This is a genomic window from Pseudomonas sp. GW821-FHT07F05, assembly GCF_059418765.1.
The window spans coordinates 42,311-56,610 of the sequence record NZ_JBWKQL010000019.1 but is presented as its reverse complement, the minus strand read 5'-3'; the positions used below and the strand labels follow the sequence as shown (position 1 = coordinate 56,610).

At 56.5% G+C, this 14,300-nt stretch carries 15 protein-coding genes; all 15 read left to right on the top strand.

What is annotated here, in order from left to right:
- The first annotated feature begins 41 nt into the window (after positions 1-41).
- The 15 genes from excA to AC07RO_RS25405 all read left to right on the top strand — a co-directional run bounded on the left by excA (position 42) and on the right by AC07RO_RS25405 (position 14,268).
- Positions 42-683 carry a plasmid IncI1-type surface exclusion protein ExcA gene (gene excA / locus AC07RO_RS25475; protein ID WP_495087404.1) on the top strand — a complete coding sequence of 214 codons (642 nt, stop codon included), beginning with the start codon at positions 42-44 and terminating at the stop codon, positions 681-683.
- A gap of 257 nt (positions 684-940) precedes the next feature.
- Positions 941-1,981, top strand: coding sequence for a secretion/conjugation apparatus DotM-related subunit (locus AC07RO_RS25470; RefSeq protein ID WP_495087403.1), 1,041 nt, complete (start codon positions 941-943; stop codon positions 1,979-1,981).
- 128 nt (positions 1,982-2,109) lie between these two features.
- Positions 2,110-3,204, top strand: a complete 1,095-nt coding sequence (locus AC07RO_RS25465) for a thioredoxin fold domain-containing protein (protein ID WP_495087402.1) — start codon at positions 2,110-2,112, stop codon at positions 3,202-3,204.
- Entirely contained in the window at positions 3,191-5,392 is a 2,202-nt protein-coding gene (trbC, locus tag AC07RO_RS25460; protein WP_495087401.1) for an F-type conjugative transfer protein TrbC, read from the top strand. Before AC07RO_RS25465 ends, trbC begins: the two co-directional genes overlap by 14 nt.
- Before the next feature lie 12 nt (positions 5,393-5,404).
- On the top strand, positions 5,405-5,698 hold the full coding sequence (locus AC07RO_RS25455; protein ID WP_495087400.1) for a hypothetical protein: 294 nt from the start codon (positions 5,405-5,407) through the stop codon (positions 5,696-5,698).
- Between the two features lie 79 nt (positions 5,699-5,777).
- The gene (locus AC07RO_RS25450) at positions 5,778-6,302 is read left to right on the top strand and encodes a single-stranded DNA-binding protein (RefSeq protein ID WP_495087399.1); all 525 of its coding nucleotides are present in this window, start codon (positions 5,778-5,780) and stop codon (positions 6,300-6,302) included.
- A gap of 173 nt (positions 6,303-6,475) precedes the next feature.
- Positions 6,476-7,126: an AAA family ATPase gene (locus AC07RO_RS25445; protein WP_495087398.1), complete on the top strand. Its 651-nt coding sequence runs from the start codon at positions 6,476-6,478 to the stop codon at positions 7,124-7,126.
- Positions 7,117-7,479 (top strand): hypothetical protein, encoded by a 363-nt coding sequence (locus AC07RO_RS25440; RefSeq protein WP_495087397.1) that lies wholly within the window; start codon positions 7,117-7,119, stop codon positions 7,477-7,479. Before AC07RO_RS25445 ends, AC07RO_RS25440 begins: the two co-directional genes overlap by 10 nt.
- A gap of 1,088 nt (positions 7,480-8,567) precedes the next feature.
- Positions 8,568-9,359, top strand: coding sequence for a hypothetical protein (locus AC07RO_RS25435; protein WP_495087431.1), 792 nt, complete (start codon positions 8,568-8,570; stop codon positions 9,357-9,359).
- 867 nt (positions 9,360-10,226) lie between these two features.
- Entirely contained in the window at positions 10,227-10,472 is a 246-nt protein-coding gene (locus AC07RO_RS25430; RefSeq protein ID WP_495087396.1) for a DUF1654 domain-containing protein, read from the top strand.
- Between the two features lie 63 nt (positions 10,473-10,535).
- The gene (locus AC07RO_RS25425) at positions 10,536-10,967 is read left to right on the top strand and encodes a LexA family protein (RefSeq protein ID WP_495087395.1); all 432 of its coding nucleotides are present in this window, start codon (positions 10,536-10,538) and stop codon (positions 10,965-10,967) included.
- Positions 10,954-12,234 carry a translesion error-prone DNA polymerase V subunit UmuC gene (gene umuC, locus AC07RO_RS25420; protein ID WP_495087394.1) on the top strand — a complete coding sequence of 427 codons (1,281 nt, stop codon included), beginning with the start codon at positions 10,954-10,956 and terminating at the stop codon, positions 12,232-12,234. The genes AC07RO_RS25425 and umuC overlap by 14 nt, the downstream gene beginning before the upstream one ends.
- A gap of 116 nt (positions 12,235-12,350) precedes the next feature.
- Positions 12,351-13,001 carry an SOS response-associated peptidase gene (locus tag AC07RO_RS25415; protein ID WP_495087393.1) on the top strand — a complete coding sequence of 217 codons (651 nt, stop codon included), beginning with the start codon at positions 12,351-12,353 and terminating at the stop codon, positions 12,999-13,001.
- 610 nt (positions 13,002-13,611) lie between these two features.
- On the top strand, positions 13,612-14,022 hold the full coding sequence (locus AC07RO_RS25410) for a hypothetical protein (RefSeq protein WP_495087392.1): 411 nt from the start codon (positions 13,612-13,614) through the stop codon (positions 14,020-14,022).
- 75 nt (positions 14,023-14,097) lie between these two features.
- Complete coding sequence (locus AC07RO_RS25405) at positions 14,098-14,268, top strand: hypothetical protein (RefSeq protein ID WP_495087391.1); 171 nt, start codon at positions 14,098-14,100, stop codon at positions 14,266-14,268.
- The last annotated feature ends 32 nt before the right edge of the window (positions 14,269-14,300 follow it).

The following is a 14,300-nucleotide window of genomic DNA, read 5'->3' as shown; positions in this document are numbered from 1 at the left end:
AGCAAAGTGAATATGGCTCGAATTATTTAGGAGAAGGCGCGATGGAAGTACAACGATTGAAGTCGGCAAAAGAGGGGCTGACAGGGCTCTTCGGTATTTTATACATGTTTACCGGATTTCCTTGTGCCTTGCTCGTTAGCCTGATATCCGTATTCATGACGCCCTCATTGATACGTGAGGGGGCTTATTCAACGGTGTTTTTCTTCGCAATCATTTGGTTAGCTGCGATCGTACCTGTTGTGTTGATAGTCAGCAGAGCGCGCGGTGGACGAAAGCTGACCAATAGCATCGTTTCATCTGTTCGTTCTCAGTCTGTGTTCTGGCCAGATCAAGCTCATGAGCTTCACAGTCCAGCTGCAGGAAAATACTTCGGCATAGATACCAAAAATGGCACCATCCTCTACATCAACCGAATCCGTAAAGGCCAGGTCGACGTGGTGGGCCTGACGATGGGCGACTGGACTAGCCGCGAGCTCGAAGGCAACAAACTCCGGCTGTATACGAAGTTTCCCGAAATGCCGTGTATCGAGATCTTCACTCCATGGGCGAAACGCTGGTATGACACACTGGGTGCTATGGAGTACAAACGTTTCCATTCGCCCAAGCCCTTCAGTCAATACGTCAGTGAGCACGTCGAAGCCCTGGAACGTGAAAACAACATTCACATTCCCAAGCTGGCCTGATCCCAACGTTGTAACTCCAGGCTGACTACGCTCGCACAGCCTCATCATCAGAAGCCCAACCCCTCCAGCACACCGGTCCTTTTGGCCGGTGTGTTTTTATGTGGACGACACTTATGCAAAACCGACCCCCGCAAAGCTCCTGGGAAAGCGAGCAGGCGCAACTGCTGCTTATCCTCGCAGCAGGTTTTGGCCTGTGCTGGCTGTTCTTCGATTACTTTGTCTACTGGAGCAGCTGGCTGCTGTACTGGCTCTGGCTGATGATCGATTTCTCTTTCACACACGTGTGGGTGGGCAGCAAAGCCAACCTGCTGGTCAAGCTGGCCAACAACGCCAAAGCGGTCACCTTCGATCAGTGGTTCGCTGTTATGAACCAGACATCAGGCATCCTGTTCGTCTTCCTGGCCCCGATTATTCTGCTTAGCAGCTGGAGCCTGGCCCAGCACCCGATGCTGCCGTTTCGCAGCAAGCGGCTGATCAGCGCCAAGACACTACCCAAGCTAGTCAGTGGGTTTGCCCCCTCGATCATCCCGATCGTTGCAGCCTACGGGCCTAACGGCCTGAAGGATGACACCTCCGAAGCTAACGCCTGGGCATTGAAGCCGGAAGAGTTTGCCGAGCGGCACAACCTGGTCGTGCGCAAGGTGCTTGACCGCACGGCGGCACAGGCTGCGCTTGAAGCCCAGATCGGCCCGGTTCACACAGGTTTTGCCGAGTGGCAACCGCATGAACGTGTCCTGCTTGCGGTATTTGGCCTACAGGTGTTTTTGAACGATCGTAAAGCTGCCACCAAGCTGCTCGATGACCTCAATCGCTCCTGCTTGGTGAAGGGCCTATCGCGGGCTCCTACTTACTTGCCGCTGTATTCGTTGGCCGACAAGGCTTTTGCGCGGGTGGTGGCAACGCCGGCCTTGGCGGAGTTGCTGGCAGTTCACTCGTTCAAGCGCACCATACTGGCCGGGCTCTACGGCCGGGATCTGCGTTTACCGTCTGCCCGTTTTCGCTGGCTCAAGGGTGTGGATCGCACCCTGTGGTACGCCTTGCACTCAGCGGATACTGCCAAGGTCTACATCGAAGGAGCGGGCGTACTTGCTCGCGCAAGAGCTGAAGCCAAAGCAAAGCAGCTCGCGTTGCCTTGCGGCCTACGGGTAGAGAAGGCCGTTGACGGGCTGCATAGCGAGCTGGAGGGCATTGGGCTGCTCCATGAGCATGAGTCAATGCCGGAAGCTGCAGCATCGGTTGAAGCAGTGCCATTGCTGCAGGCCATCTACAGCGCCGAGGCGATGCCCGCCGACGTGTAGATCCGCTGCTGGATCCGTGACATCCCCTTCGCGTCAACCACACCTCATTCGAACACTGACTACGTGACGCCATCGGCCGCCACAGCGAAGCCATGCGCGTCGTTCGTGCCCTGCACCCAAGGATTCCCATGCAAGCCACCATCCCACCGTTTCAAATCACCATCGCTGACGACCTGATGACCATCAGATGCTTTCGTGATGGCCACCCGCAGATGCTGTGCCTAATCGATCTAAGTGAGCGCTGCCATTTTGCTCTCGACGGGCGAAACGTCATCTACATCGGCGAACTGGGTCAGCTGGTGATCCAGGCACCCGAGCACACCGATGCTGCTGCGCTGCTGGATTGCATCGAATCTGCAGTGACCCACGATAAGAACAGCAAAAAACGCCGCGCCGTTAAACAGGCGCGTCGCAGAGTGCGTCGCACCAGCATTGCGTCGGCGGCATTGACGGCGATCGCCGTTGCCGTAGCGGTTACGTTCTCGGGTTGGAGCATCAAAAACATAATGAGCTTTACAGAACGTCAGGCCCCTGCCTTCGTGCAGGCATCTGATGTTGCGCAGGTCATGCCTGGAAACCCGAAGACCACACCTTCCGCAGCCACCTTGCCCGGCGCACCTCCGTCGGCACCAGGAATAACCGCAGAAACTGCCGAAACTGCTGATGTCGCCCAAGACGGCTGGACACTGCCCGAATCCATGCGCGCCGCCTTGCCGCGCAACCTGCAGATGGCCGCAGAGCGCAGGCTGTTTACGGTCGAGTACTCCAGTGGCCATGCCCGCACGCTGTATGTGTTTGCTGATCCCGAGTGTCCCAACTGCCATCGTCTGGAGCCGGCCCTGAAAGCCGCTGCCAAAGACTTCAACGTGGTGGTGTTCCCGGTCGCTGTAGTTGGCCGAGAAAAGTCGATCGCCTCGATCACACCGGTGCTGTGCCTGCCGCCTGAACAACGCAAGGCCGCCTGGAGCGATCTGTTCGACGTCGGGCACGGTGTGATGGAGCTGGGCAAAGCACAGGAAAGCGCTGCAGTAGAACCGGGTCATTGCGATATCGCCGGCAAGGCCCTGGGCGTCAATGAGGTGGCTTATCAAACGTACCGCATCCCCGGCACGCCGTGGGCCATTGCCGATGACGGCCGGCACGTGTCCCAGGAGGTGCTGCAGAATCCGCTGAAGCTACAAGCCTTTATGGCCGCAGCGGAGGTGAGCCATGCAGCCCAATAACCATGCGGTGGACCGCGCACGCATTAATCGGCGCGTTTACCACTCACCGCTGACGGCGTGGATGATGGGACCGGGTACCTTGGCGCTGGGCATGTTGGCCGCTGTGGTGGGTGGGGTTGTCTACCCCATCAGCCTCTGGCTTAGCTTTCCGGTGTTGATGTTCTGGGCGCCCGCGCTGCTGTTTGCTGACTGGCAGATGCCCATGCGCATGCCGATGGACATGGACCGGCTTGATCCCTCGACGCAGCGTCAGGTGCCTGGAAAGCTCTGGGGCTTCTTGCCGATCGCAGTCGCGCGCACGACGATGGATAAAGCCGCGGGCATTTTGTACATGGGCTATCTGCGCGGACAGGATGCAGGCCGCGAATTGTGGATGAGCATGGACGATATGTGCCGGCACATCCTGATGTTCGGCACCACCGGCGCCGGCAAGACCGAAGCGCTTCTGGGTTACGTGCTGGGTCAGCTCGGTTATGGCAAGGGCCTCATCTACACGGACGCCAAGGCACAGAACGACGTGCCGACGGCCATTGCCTCGCTGGCCCGTTACTACGGCCGTGAAGACGACTTGCGGCACAAAAACTTCATCAACGGCGGTCGCTCGCGTGCCCAGCAACTTCTGAATGAGGACAAGGGTCGCCCCGAGACCAACACCATCAACGCCTTTGGCTTGGCTCAAGAGTCCTACATCATCAACCTGATGGACTCGATGTTGCCGCCTGCCGGCAATGACGGTGGCTGGCAGGAGAAAGCCAAAGCGATGATCCAGGCGCTGGTTTTTTCCCTGGTCTATAAGTGCCGCCGCGAAGGCATAGTGATGTCGCAACGCACTATTCAGTCGCACATGCCCCTGCGCGCCATTGCCAAGTTATACATCCAGTCGGTGGAGGAGGAATGGCACGAAGAAGCCCGTCTACCCATTGAAAACTATCTGAACATGTTGTCCGGCTTCGACATCACCAAGGTGGATACTCCGGCCGACTGGGCACCTGAAGCCCTGAACCAGCATGGTTACCTGATCCAGCAGTTCAGCCGCATGCTGTCGCTGTTCAACGACATGTACGGGCACGTGTTCGCGCTCGATGCCGGCGATATCGACCTCAAGGACGTGATCCACAATGATCGCATTCTCATGGTGCTGATCCCGGCGCTGGAACTATCCGCCAGTGAGGCGTCAACGCTGGGCCGACTGTATGTATCGCAGATAGCCATGATCCTCGCCCAGGACCTGGGTGAGAAAATCGAAGGTAAAGCCGAAGACATCCTGGTGGTGCGCAAATACAAGGATCGCTTCCCGTTTCTCTGGTTCATGGATGAGATTGGTGCCATCTATACCGAAAAGGTCGGTGAGCTGGCCACGCAGGTGCGTTCCCTGGGCATCTGCCTGTTGCTCGCCGGGCAAGAAGCACAGCGTTTGAAGTCCGCTGCCGGCGACAAGATCTGGACCCTAATTGCCAACATGGGTACGCGGATCACCGGCAAGATCATGGACCCCAAGGACACCCTGGAAATTCTGCAACTGATGGCGGGTAAAGAGGTCGTGTCTGAAGTCAGTGGCATGGTGCGCCAAGCCGGCGTGCTGGGCAGCAGTTGGCAGGACTCAGACTCCCTGAACCTGCGCGAGCACAACAAAGTCAGCGTGGAAGAGGTGCAAAAGCTGCAGGAAGGCGAAAACATCACCTTGTTCAAAGGCGAGGTGATTCGGGGCAGCTCGCTGTACATCCCCGACGTGGACAAGCTGTCCAAAGAGGCCATCCGCATCAACCGCTTCATCGAGGTAGCTCCACCGACCCTGGAGGAGCTGCTTGCCACGGCGCCGGAGAAAGTCCGTCGCAGCTACCCACGCGCCGGGCGGATCCAGCAGATTCTGTTTCACCTCAAGTCCAAGCCTGGCCGGGCTGACCTGCAGAATCTGGTACTGATCGATCCAGCTTTGGCAGCGCTGAACGAGCTGGAGGAGGAATGGCAGCACATCTGGCGTCGCACACCTGGCGCGGCTGTGCGCAGCACGTTGCTCTGGCACACGGCGCTTGGCAGCATTCCAGCCCGGGGCCGAGGCTACCGAGCGCAGGTCGACGAGGCTCAGTCGTTGACAGTGGCGTTCAAGCGCCTGGATGCCTACAGCGGGCAGCACGTGCAAGCGATCAAACCCCAGCAGAACCAACACGGCTCTCGCCATTGGCAGTGAGGCACAGAGACGATGAGCAACATTTCATCCTTCATGCGCTGCGTGGGTGAATCACCTCGTGGCGATCGCAAGGCTCACAGCAATGTCCCCGTTACTCATGACGGGCCCTGTGATCTGCAGTACGAATTACGCGGGAATACCCACGTCGCTCGCTTCAACAGCTATCAACAGGCGCTGACGGCCGCGACGCTGGCCATCTTCTGTGAGGTGCATGACTACGCTCGTGTGTTGATTCGTGCCGGCACAGAGCCTGAGCCCTCGCAGCGCTTTCCCAATGCAGTGACCTGGCGCCGGGCGCAAGCCTGACCTAACCCGAAGCAACACCATTCACGCCGCCTGTTTTCAGGCGGTGCGAACTCACTCATCCCTGAAATGGAGCAATCTCATGGCACGTGGCGTAAACAAAGTCATCCTGGTGGGCACTTGTGGCCAGGATCCGGAAACCCGATACATGCCAAACGGCAACGCGGTAACCAACCTATCGTTGGCCACCAGCGAGCAGTGGACAGACAAGCAAACAGGTCAGAAGGTCGAGAAGACTGAGTGGCACCGCGTCTCGCTGTTCGGCAAGGTCGCTGAGATCGCCGGCGAATACTTGCGCAAAGGTTCTCAGGTCTACATCGAGGGCAAGCTGCAGACTCGCGAGTGGGAGAAGGACGGCATCAAGCGTTACACCACGGAAATCATCGTGGACATGCAAGGCACGCTGCAGCTGCTGGGCAGTCGGCCTCAGGGTGACCAGGCGCAGCGGCCGGCTACGGGTGGATATCAGAACTCGGCGCCTCGATCGCAGCCGCAGCGCGAGTCCCGACCAGCTCCGCAGTCAATGCCGCAGTCCAGTTCTGACGATTTTCCAGACGATGACATCCCGTTCATGGATCCCTATCGCTTTAGCTGGCGGCTTGTTTAGCGGCCAGTTCGCACCTTGAAAATCACGCTTTTCCATCCTTACTCAATTTATGAAACAACGACTTGGTATCGGCTGCGGGCTTGGTCAAATCAATCAAATTGAGTAACTGGTGGCTTCTGATAAATAAGTTATGTAAGTTACATCATTGTCACATGACGCAGGAATTCTGTTCTATGATTTTACTGTTAGGTGGGGAAAAAGGAGGAAGCGGCAAAAGCTGCTTGGCTCAAAATTTGGCAGTCTGGCTACAAGCACGAGGGGGCGACGTTCTGCTGCTCGACGCTGACCCACAGGGCACGACAGCGGATTGGGCTGCCGAACGGTCCGCTCAAGGCGATCTGCCCAGCATTCCTGTTGTGCAGGCTCACGGTAACATCCGACAGACCTTGTCAGATCTGCGCAACAGATATCGGCAGATCGTGGTCGATGCTGGAGGTTCTGACTCTGAGGCTCTGCGTTCCGCGATGACTGTCGCAACTCATATGCTTATCCCCTTTAGGCCAAAAAGGCGTGACCTGAAAACGCTGCCGAAGGTCGACAACCTCGCGCGCTTGGCGACGGCGGTAAATCCTTCTCTTATCGTTCGCGCCGTTATCACTCAATGCCCAGCGCTTCCTAGCCAAATTCAACGAATCTTGGATGCCAAGGAGGCGTGCAAGTCATTTGGGATCGAGCCTCTCACTGCAATTACTACGGCTCGGAACGTGTATGACGATGCGGATGAGGATGGATGCTCTGTCTTGGAGAGCAATACAGATCCTCGTGCGAAGGAAGAAATTGAGTTACTGGCCGATGAGTTGTGGGGAGATAAAACATGGGCTTAAAGGATTTGATTCGTAAGCCTGAGCAGGTGCAGTTGACCCGCGAGGAGAATGATGAGGCAGCACTGGCATTCATAGCTGCTGCGCCCGTCAGCGCGACACACAAGCCCAAGCGTAAACGTAAGAAGGCCCCTACCTTCGTGCGAACGACCTTCTCATTATCTAAAGAGCTAAACAGGCAGATCGACAAAATTTCTCTGATGCCCCGATCTTTTCGTGCCTCTCGTTCGGATGTGATTCGAGCAGGCGTTATTGCGTTGCAACAGCTAGATAAAGCGGATCTGCTCGCCTTGCTCGAGGCCGCTTCAAAAGCTGAGCCGCTCGCAATGATCGGGGAGGATGAAGGAGAGGAATGAGGTATGGCAGCTTAGGTTCACATGCCCCACCCCTGGCTTTGGATTATTAGCTTGAGCGTGACGGCTGCAAATGACCTCGGTTGCTCAAATCGTGTCGGCAGCAATAACGCCGCTGCATATGGCGACTCAGCTTGGAATGACAACGCCCTACTGCCGGTTCGCCATTTTCGTTTGCAGAATTGGCACGACCAACGTTCCCCCATGACGCCTTGCCGGTAAGGAATAACACGGCGGCATGGGGAGGCCTGCGAGCTGGAGCGTTTATCTCTACGGGCCATCAGAAATACGGTACAGCGTTAGGAAGGCGCCAACCTTCAAAGCGCTCATCTGCTACCGACGAATACCTGTGAGTCCGTGTCTCACTTCCAGCTATTCGGCGTTCTGTAGCTATGCTGGTGCAGCTTCCTTCATCCCGAAAAGTGAAGGAAAAGCCTGTCCTGTGCCTCAGATTTTATTAAATAACTGATTTAACTTACATAAGTTATTCACTTAATTTCTCTCAATCCCTTGCCTACCGCAGCTTCTAGCCAGGTCGAGGACACTCTTGCTCTGATGAAATAAACGTCTTAAGCGTCTATGCTTTTCGTTGCGAAGAGATGTACGCGGTGATAGTGTGCCCGCAACTTGCCTGTCTGCTGGTGAGGCAGATGCAAATCGGCAGTACTGATTAGCTTGAAAAAAGGGTAGAAATTTCGGTGAGATGACGAATAGCGGAAACCAAAAAGCCCCGGTTGGCGCCGGGGCTTTTTGGAAAATCTTGAACAGGCCCTTCGAAGGGGGAACACCTGTCCAACACACATAACGTGAACCGATTATGGCCTTCACTGGGGCTTCTTGCAACCTCAGATTGAATCCAAGATCGGTTCACCGCTGACATGCGGATATACGGACATGATTCTGAACAATGACGGTGCTATGGATCCAAAAAGCACCGAGCGCAGCACCCCTGATTTACCCCCCTCCCCCTGCGTTTATTGCCCACCCATTGGCCACCTGGTCTATGGCGGTGCTGCATGAAACGCAACCTCACGGTCGTCAAGCTCAACCCTGCTGACCCCCATTCCGCCTTACGCCGATCTGCCCGGCAAATGCCGGCACGCTATGCCGAGGTCCGTCACCTCAGTGAGAAGCAGCTACGTAATCCTCTGATCCGTTCGGCTTATGAGCGACTGAGCAACATGGTCGCGTACCGTGGCCAATACCTGCGCGAGCTGGATTCAGTGCATGGCGATCGGCGTACTCGCGTCGAGGTCTTTCAAGCGATCGAGCGCGTCGCCGAGCAGCTGCTGGTGCGCCTGGATCTGGCCAACAGTGTTCTGGGCTATATCGATCCCGAAAACGGCCGCTACGTCCTCAACACCCAGCGCAACATCGCCGAAGACGCCGGCACTATCTCAGCGCCGGCGCTGTGCCGCCTGTTCAAGACCCTGGAAGCTGCCGGCTACGTCTACCGTCGCATCGAGCGCATACGCCTCGATGAAAAGGACGAATACGGCCTGCACCTGGTGCGCACGCGAGTTCTCATCCGCTTTACCAAACAGTTTTGGGCCGATCTGGGCCTGCGCTACGTCTATGAGCGCGTGCAGAACGCAGCCAAGAAGCGCCGCGATGTGCAGTTGCGGGAGATTGGCCAGCGGCGCATGGCTGAAATCGAACGTCATTCCCTGGATCTGCAGCGCCGCACAATCTCTCGTAAGCGCTGGCAGGCCAAGGAAGCCCGTGACGCACGTGATCCAGAGCAACGACAGCTGGCCTTGCCGCAACAAACGGCAGCTGCTGCAAAACAGCCTGAGCCCGACATTCTTCCCGAACGTATGACCGGTCACCAAGCGCTGAAGGCCATTGGCGCCATGCTCACCCGGAAACCCGCCGGCAGCTGATTCGCTGGTGATCTGATCGGCAGAGCCACGTCCACTCGTTAACCGAGCGGGAGGACGGTAGATGCCTGCACCCTTTTTTCGTATCTGCTCACGCGGAGGCTTGCGCTCGCCTGTAATTCGGGTCAACGCATGCTGGTGACGCACCTGTGCTCAGGGGACGTGAAACGCGCTGCACACAGCGCCGATTTGCCCCTCGGGCGAGCCCTTTTTGAGAGGTGGCCACGCAGCAGCGGGTATCGCCTGTGGATGATTTGGATTAAATGAAATTTTATTCCCCATCCAGTTAACCCCTTCGGGATAAAAAAGAGCTTTCCGAGGTGAAGCACCTCGAACAGCAGTAATGCACCGCGCACTTCGTGCCTTCGGCACGGCGCGGTAACGCTACCTCAAGATTCAAAGAAAGCCTGTCTAAGCGGCCCAGGGCGATGAAGCTGCCCTGCCCTGGCCTACGGCCACCCTACGGGCGCTAAGACCCGGATAAATCGCCCCCGACCGGCAAGCCGGCCGAGTGCTCAACCGGGCGCGTGTGCGCGCTGGCTTACGGGAGAAACACTAACCGCGAATAGCCCTATGTGCCTTCGGTGAAGGCATGCATTTTGAAATCTCGGCCCGGCCACTCGTCATATGGAGCCTCCGACGACGAACCAGGGCTTTTGCAGGCGACTGCAGATGGTGTCCAGGCTGGCCCAAGGGTTAGCGGCCTGTTAGCCGTTGCCGCAACCAGGGCTGTGCGGGAGGTCGACGTACTTGAGATGTTCATGCTGCCGGCGGTGGCAGTACCTGACTGCTGCGGCCGTCGGATGGTGCTTGCAGCCGTTTAAACCACTGCGATACTGTACGCGCATACAGTTAATTGAGTTTCGTTTCATGGCAAAGGCATCCGCACCTCGTCCCCCAACGTCCTACGAGCTGCTGGCAATCAGGCTGCAGAAGGCAATCAACGACCCAATGTCGCAGAAGCGCAAATACGCGATTTTGGAACGTTTGCCTGACGACTGCGCGGACGATTGGTCGCAGATCCTGGAAGAGCTGGATGATGCCGATAACGTGACGGTGGCCTATCGGGATGATGGAGGTGTCCAGGTGTTCTGGACGGTTGTTAAAGACGACTGACGCGAGACTCTTTTTCGGCCCGCCCTGTGCGGGTTTTTTTTCCACCTCGTGCAGGGTAATGGCATGGCATTTTCGATTTTGGGACAACTGCAGGAAGGAGCCAGCAAGATGCCGCTCTATTCTTTCCAAGTGCCTGCTGGTTTCCCCTCCCCAGCTGCCGATCACATCGAGAAGCATCTGTCGCTCGATGAGCTGTTCGAGATTCGGGCGCCGCACGTGTACCTGGTGAAGATCGAGGGCGACAGCATGGAAGGTGCCGGGATCTTTACGGGCGACCTGGTAATCGTCGATCGCAGCCGATATGCCGAGCACGGCGATATCGTCATTGCAGCATTGAACGATGAGCCCGTATGCAAACGGCTCTACATGCGCGACGACCATGTGATGCTGCAGTCGGAAAATTCCCGGTACCCGGCTCGACACGTCATGGAATGCGACGAGCTGGCCATCTGGGGTGTAGTTCGCTACAGCATTCGCGATCATGAAAAAGCTTGAGCCTGTCTTCGCGCTGATCGACTGCAACAGCTTTTATGCGAGCTGTGAGCGTGTGTTTCGTCCGGACCTGGCCAAGGTCCCAATCGTCGTCCTGAGCAATAACGATGGCTGTGTGATTGCCCGCAGCTACGATGCCAAACCCTTTGTGAAGATGGGCGCGCCGTATTTTCAGATCAAGGATCTGCTTCGCCGGCACGGCATCGTCGCGTTTAGCAGCAACTACGCCTTGTACGGCGATATCTCCGAGCGCGTGATGAGCGTCATTGAGTCGATGGCGCCGGACTCCGAGACCTACAGCATCGATGAAAAATTTGCTGACTTGACCGGCATACCCGGCGACCTGACCCAGTTCGGGCGGAAGATCCGCAGCAGGGTGCTGATGCACACCGGCATTCCGGTGGGTGTGGGGATCGCGCATACCAAGACCCTGGCAAAGCTGGCCAACCACACCGCCAAGAAGCTGCAGAACCAAACCGGCGGCGTTGTAGACATCTGCGACCCGGCCAAGCGCGACTGGGTGCTCAAGCGCTGTGATGTGGGTGATGTCTGGGGTGTCGGCAAACGCATGAAGGCTCACCTGGAAGCGATGGGCATCAAGAAGGCCATGGATCTGGCCCAGGCGGACCCTACCCTGCTCGGCCGTAAGTTCAGCGTGGTGATCGAGAAGACTGCCCGCGAGCTGGCCGGCGTGTCTTGCCTGGAGCTGGCTGACGCTGAACCGCCAAAGCAGGAAATCTGCTGCAGTCGGATGTTCGGCAAGCGGTTGAGTGAGATTGAGCCCATTCGCGAAGCGGTGGCCACCTACATGCAGCGCGCAGCGGAGAAGCTGCGCGCCCAGCACTCGCTGTGCAAGAAGATCCGCGTCAGCATCCGCACCGGCATGTTCAATCCCGATGAAGCCAAGTACGCCAATGGCGCCCTGGTGGAACTGCCCTACCCTACCAACGACGTGCGGCTGATGACCAAGGCCGCAATACAGGCGGTGGATCGTTTGTTTCGTCCTGGTTATCGCTACAGCAAGGCCGAGGTGCTGCTGATGGATCTGCGTCAGCCCGGTGAATTCACTGACGATCTGTTTGCCCAGGTCCAGCCGGCGACGGCCGATCGCATCATGGGGGTGCTCGATGAAATCAACGAGCGTTGGGGCCGTGGCACGCTGCGCGCTGCCAGTGTGCCGGCGGATCCAGACTGGGCGATGCGACGAGAGATGATGAGCCAGAGTTTTACCACTCGCCTAGATCAGTTGTGGATTGCAAAGGCCAATTGATCGATAGCCGTCTGGCCTGGCCCTGCAACGATCCTGGTAAGGGTCAGTCGAAACTTCACCCGATCAACTCGGGCATTTCTGGATCTTGAAGCTTGCCAACCTTTGAGGGTTGATCAATGTGCAGCCATTACGAAGCCCCCTCCCCTGCAGCGCTGGCTGAAGCCTTTGGCGTTGAGCCTTACGAGCAGCTCAAGCTCAATTTGTGGCCCGGCTATTTTGGTCCCTTCCTGCGCGCCGCCCCTGACGATGAGGAGCCAGAAGGTTTGACGAGTGGTCTCGAGGTCGAATCCGGCTCTTTTGGCTTGATCCCAGGATGGAGTAAGGACGACAAGATTGCCCGACGAATCTACAACGCCCGATCAGAGACGGTGGCCAACAAACCATCTTTCCGGAACGCCTGGCGTCATGGTCAACACTGCATTATTCCTGCTGCAGCCATCTATGAACCCGACTGGCGTAGTGGCAAGGCTGTGCCCACTCGGATTGAGCGCACTGATGGGGAGATAATGGGGATCGCGGGCCTATGGGAGCGCTGGAAAAACGCAGATGGGGAAATCGTATTCAGTTACACCATGCTGACCATCAATGCGGATGACCACACTTTCATGCGCGACTATCACCAAGTCGACCACGAGAAAAGAATGGTGGTGATCTTGCCCAAAGGTGCGTATCGCGACTGGCTGAAAGCAGCACCTAGCGAAAGCATGGAGTTCATGCGTCAGTACCCTGCTGATCGTATGTCCGTGTCCAATCATAACGACCATTAAGCAGGTCGAAACGGATCCGCCCCTTCCCTGCGCATGTTCAGGTCATGACATTTACTAATTAATAATTCATATTTACTAATTGCCATTAAATAAGGCCCATTTGGGCCTATTATTCTCTTGCATATAGGCCCATATGGGCCTATTATGTGCTTGTTGGTGGCACGCAGAGAGCCACTCGAACCTGAGGAGGCTAGCCGTTGCCACCGCGAGGAACGAGATGAGACTTTCAGATGTAGCGACCATTCGGACGGATTTTCCAGAAGCTCATTTTTGGATAACCCGCCGGGGCTCAGCGGATCGATGTGGAGAGCCAGTACGAGAGTTCAATCCTGAACACATCGGCATACTGGTGAACCGTATAGACATCCTTCTCCCTGACTTCCTTTTCTACTCGTTGGTGCATGTACATCAATCTGGTTACTGGAAAAGGTTAGCAACAGGGACGCTGAGTTTGGTCAACATCCGTGTTTCAGACGTTCAGCGGATCGAGCTGTCGCCACGGTAAGGGGAGGGGCCTCACGGCCCCATTCTCTGATGATGCGAAAAACGAGCCGAGGCAATTGATAATTGATAATTCGTAATTGTGAATTGCGAACCGATGGAGGAGTACATGAAAATTGACTTACCGGATATACCAAGGCAACAGCGGTTGATCTTCGAGATGGCCACTCAAGAGGCCCTGAAGCAGCTTGAAGCTAATCTGAAAGCTCCGCAGCTGCCCAGCCAGGACGAGATAGACGAGTCGTTGTACTCGCGGGCACATCTACTGCGCAAGCACGAGGGGTGGGAACCCCCGCATCCTGAGGTCGTGCGGGCATATTTTCGCCATTTTCAGTCGCACTTCAAGGCCTACGACACGGACAAGAAATTGGCCAGCTTACTCAAGATTGCGTCTGATCGGAGAATTCGAAAATTCAAGGAGGGTAGCCAGGACATACCGTATGAGATCTGGCGAAATTTCCTAATTTTGACTGGCCGGGTGCCACAGGAAATAGTGAAGGTCATTGCCTTCATGGGATGAGAAAGATCGAGAAATGTGCCGGGGAATGGCTGCAACCACCCCCAGCGTGAACACAATTAACCTGGTGGAAAAATCATGCCCGATGCGAAATGTATCACAGCGCGCCCTCTACTGCTGCGCGAACTCACCAACCCAAAATACCGTTACTGGCTCAAGCAATATGCCGGTGAGATTGCCCCTGCCTGCGTCGCGGAAGCGTTGATGTCGATGTTGGAAAAAAGCCGGGCATTTGCTAATATTAATTAATAGTTAGTAATTCACAATTGTGAATTCGTATT

Excerpts from the sequence above, each read along its gene's own strand:
- AC07RO_RS25415 (WP_495087393.1), top strand. The coding sequence starts at position 12,351 with ATGTGCAGCCATTACGAAGCCCCCTCCCCTGCAGCGCTGGCTGAAGCC.
- AC07RO_RS25440 (WP_495087397.1), top strand. The coding sequence starts at position 7,117 with ATGGGCTTAAAGGATTTGATTCGTAAGCCTGAGCAGGTGCAGTTGACC.
- AC07RO_RS25430 (WP_495087396.1), top strand. The coding sequence starts at position 10,227 with ATGGCAAAGGCATCCGCACCTCGTCCCCCAACGTCCTACGAGCTGCTG.
- AC07RO_RS25465 (WP_495087402.1), top strand. The coding sequence starts at position 2,110 with ATGCAAGCCACCATCCCACCGTTTCAAATCACCATCGCTGACGACCTG.
- trbC (WP_495087401.1), top strand. The coding sequence starts at position 3,191 with ATGCAGCCCAATAACCATGCGGTGGACCGCGCACGCATTAATCGGCGC.
- AC07RO_RS25445 (WP_495087398.1), top strand. The coding sequence starts at position 6,476 with ATGATTTTACTGTTAGGTGGGGAAAAAGGAGGAAGCGGCAAAAGCTGC.
- AC07RO_RS25435 (WP_495087431.1), top strand. The coding sequence starts at position 8,568 with ATGCCGGCACGCTATGCCGAGGTCCGTCACCTCAGTGAGAAGCAGCTA.
- AC07RO_RS25405 (WP_495087391.1), top strand. The coding sequence starts at position 14,098 with ATGCCCGATGCGAAATGTATCACAGCGCGCCCTCTACTGCTGCGCGAA.
- AC07RO_RS25455 (WP_495087400.1), top strand. The coding sequence starts at position 5,405 with ATGAGCAACATTTCATCCTTCATGCGCTGCGTGGGTGAATCACCTCGT.
- excA (WP_495087404.1), top strand. The coding sequence starts at position 42 with ATGGAAGTACAACGATTGAAGTCGGCAAAAGAGGGGCTGACAGGGCTC.
- AC07RO_RS25470 (WP_495087403.1), top strand. The coding sequence starts at position 941 with ATGATCGATTTCTCTTTCACACACGTGTGGGTGGGCAGCAAAGCCAAC.
- AC07RO_RS25425 (WP_495087395.1), top strand. The coding sequence starts at position 10,536 with ATGGCATTTTCGATTTTGGGACAACTGCAGGAAGGAGCCAGCAAGATG.
- umuC (WP_495087394.1), top strand. The coding sequence starts at position 10,954 with ATGAAAAAGCTTGAGCCTGTCTTCGCGCTGATCGACTGCAACAGCTTT.
- AC07RO_RS25450 (WP_495087399.1), top strand. The coding sequence starts at position 5,778 with ATGGCACGTGGCGTAAACAAAGTCATCCTGGTGGGCACTTGTGGCCAG.
- AC07RO_RS25410 (WP_495087392.1), top strand. The coding sequence starts at position 13,612 with ATGAAAATTGACTTACCGGATATACCAAGGCAACAGCGGTTGATCTTC.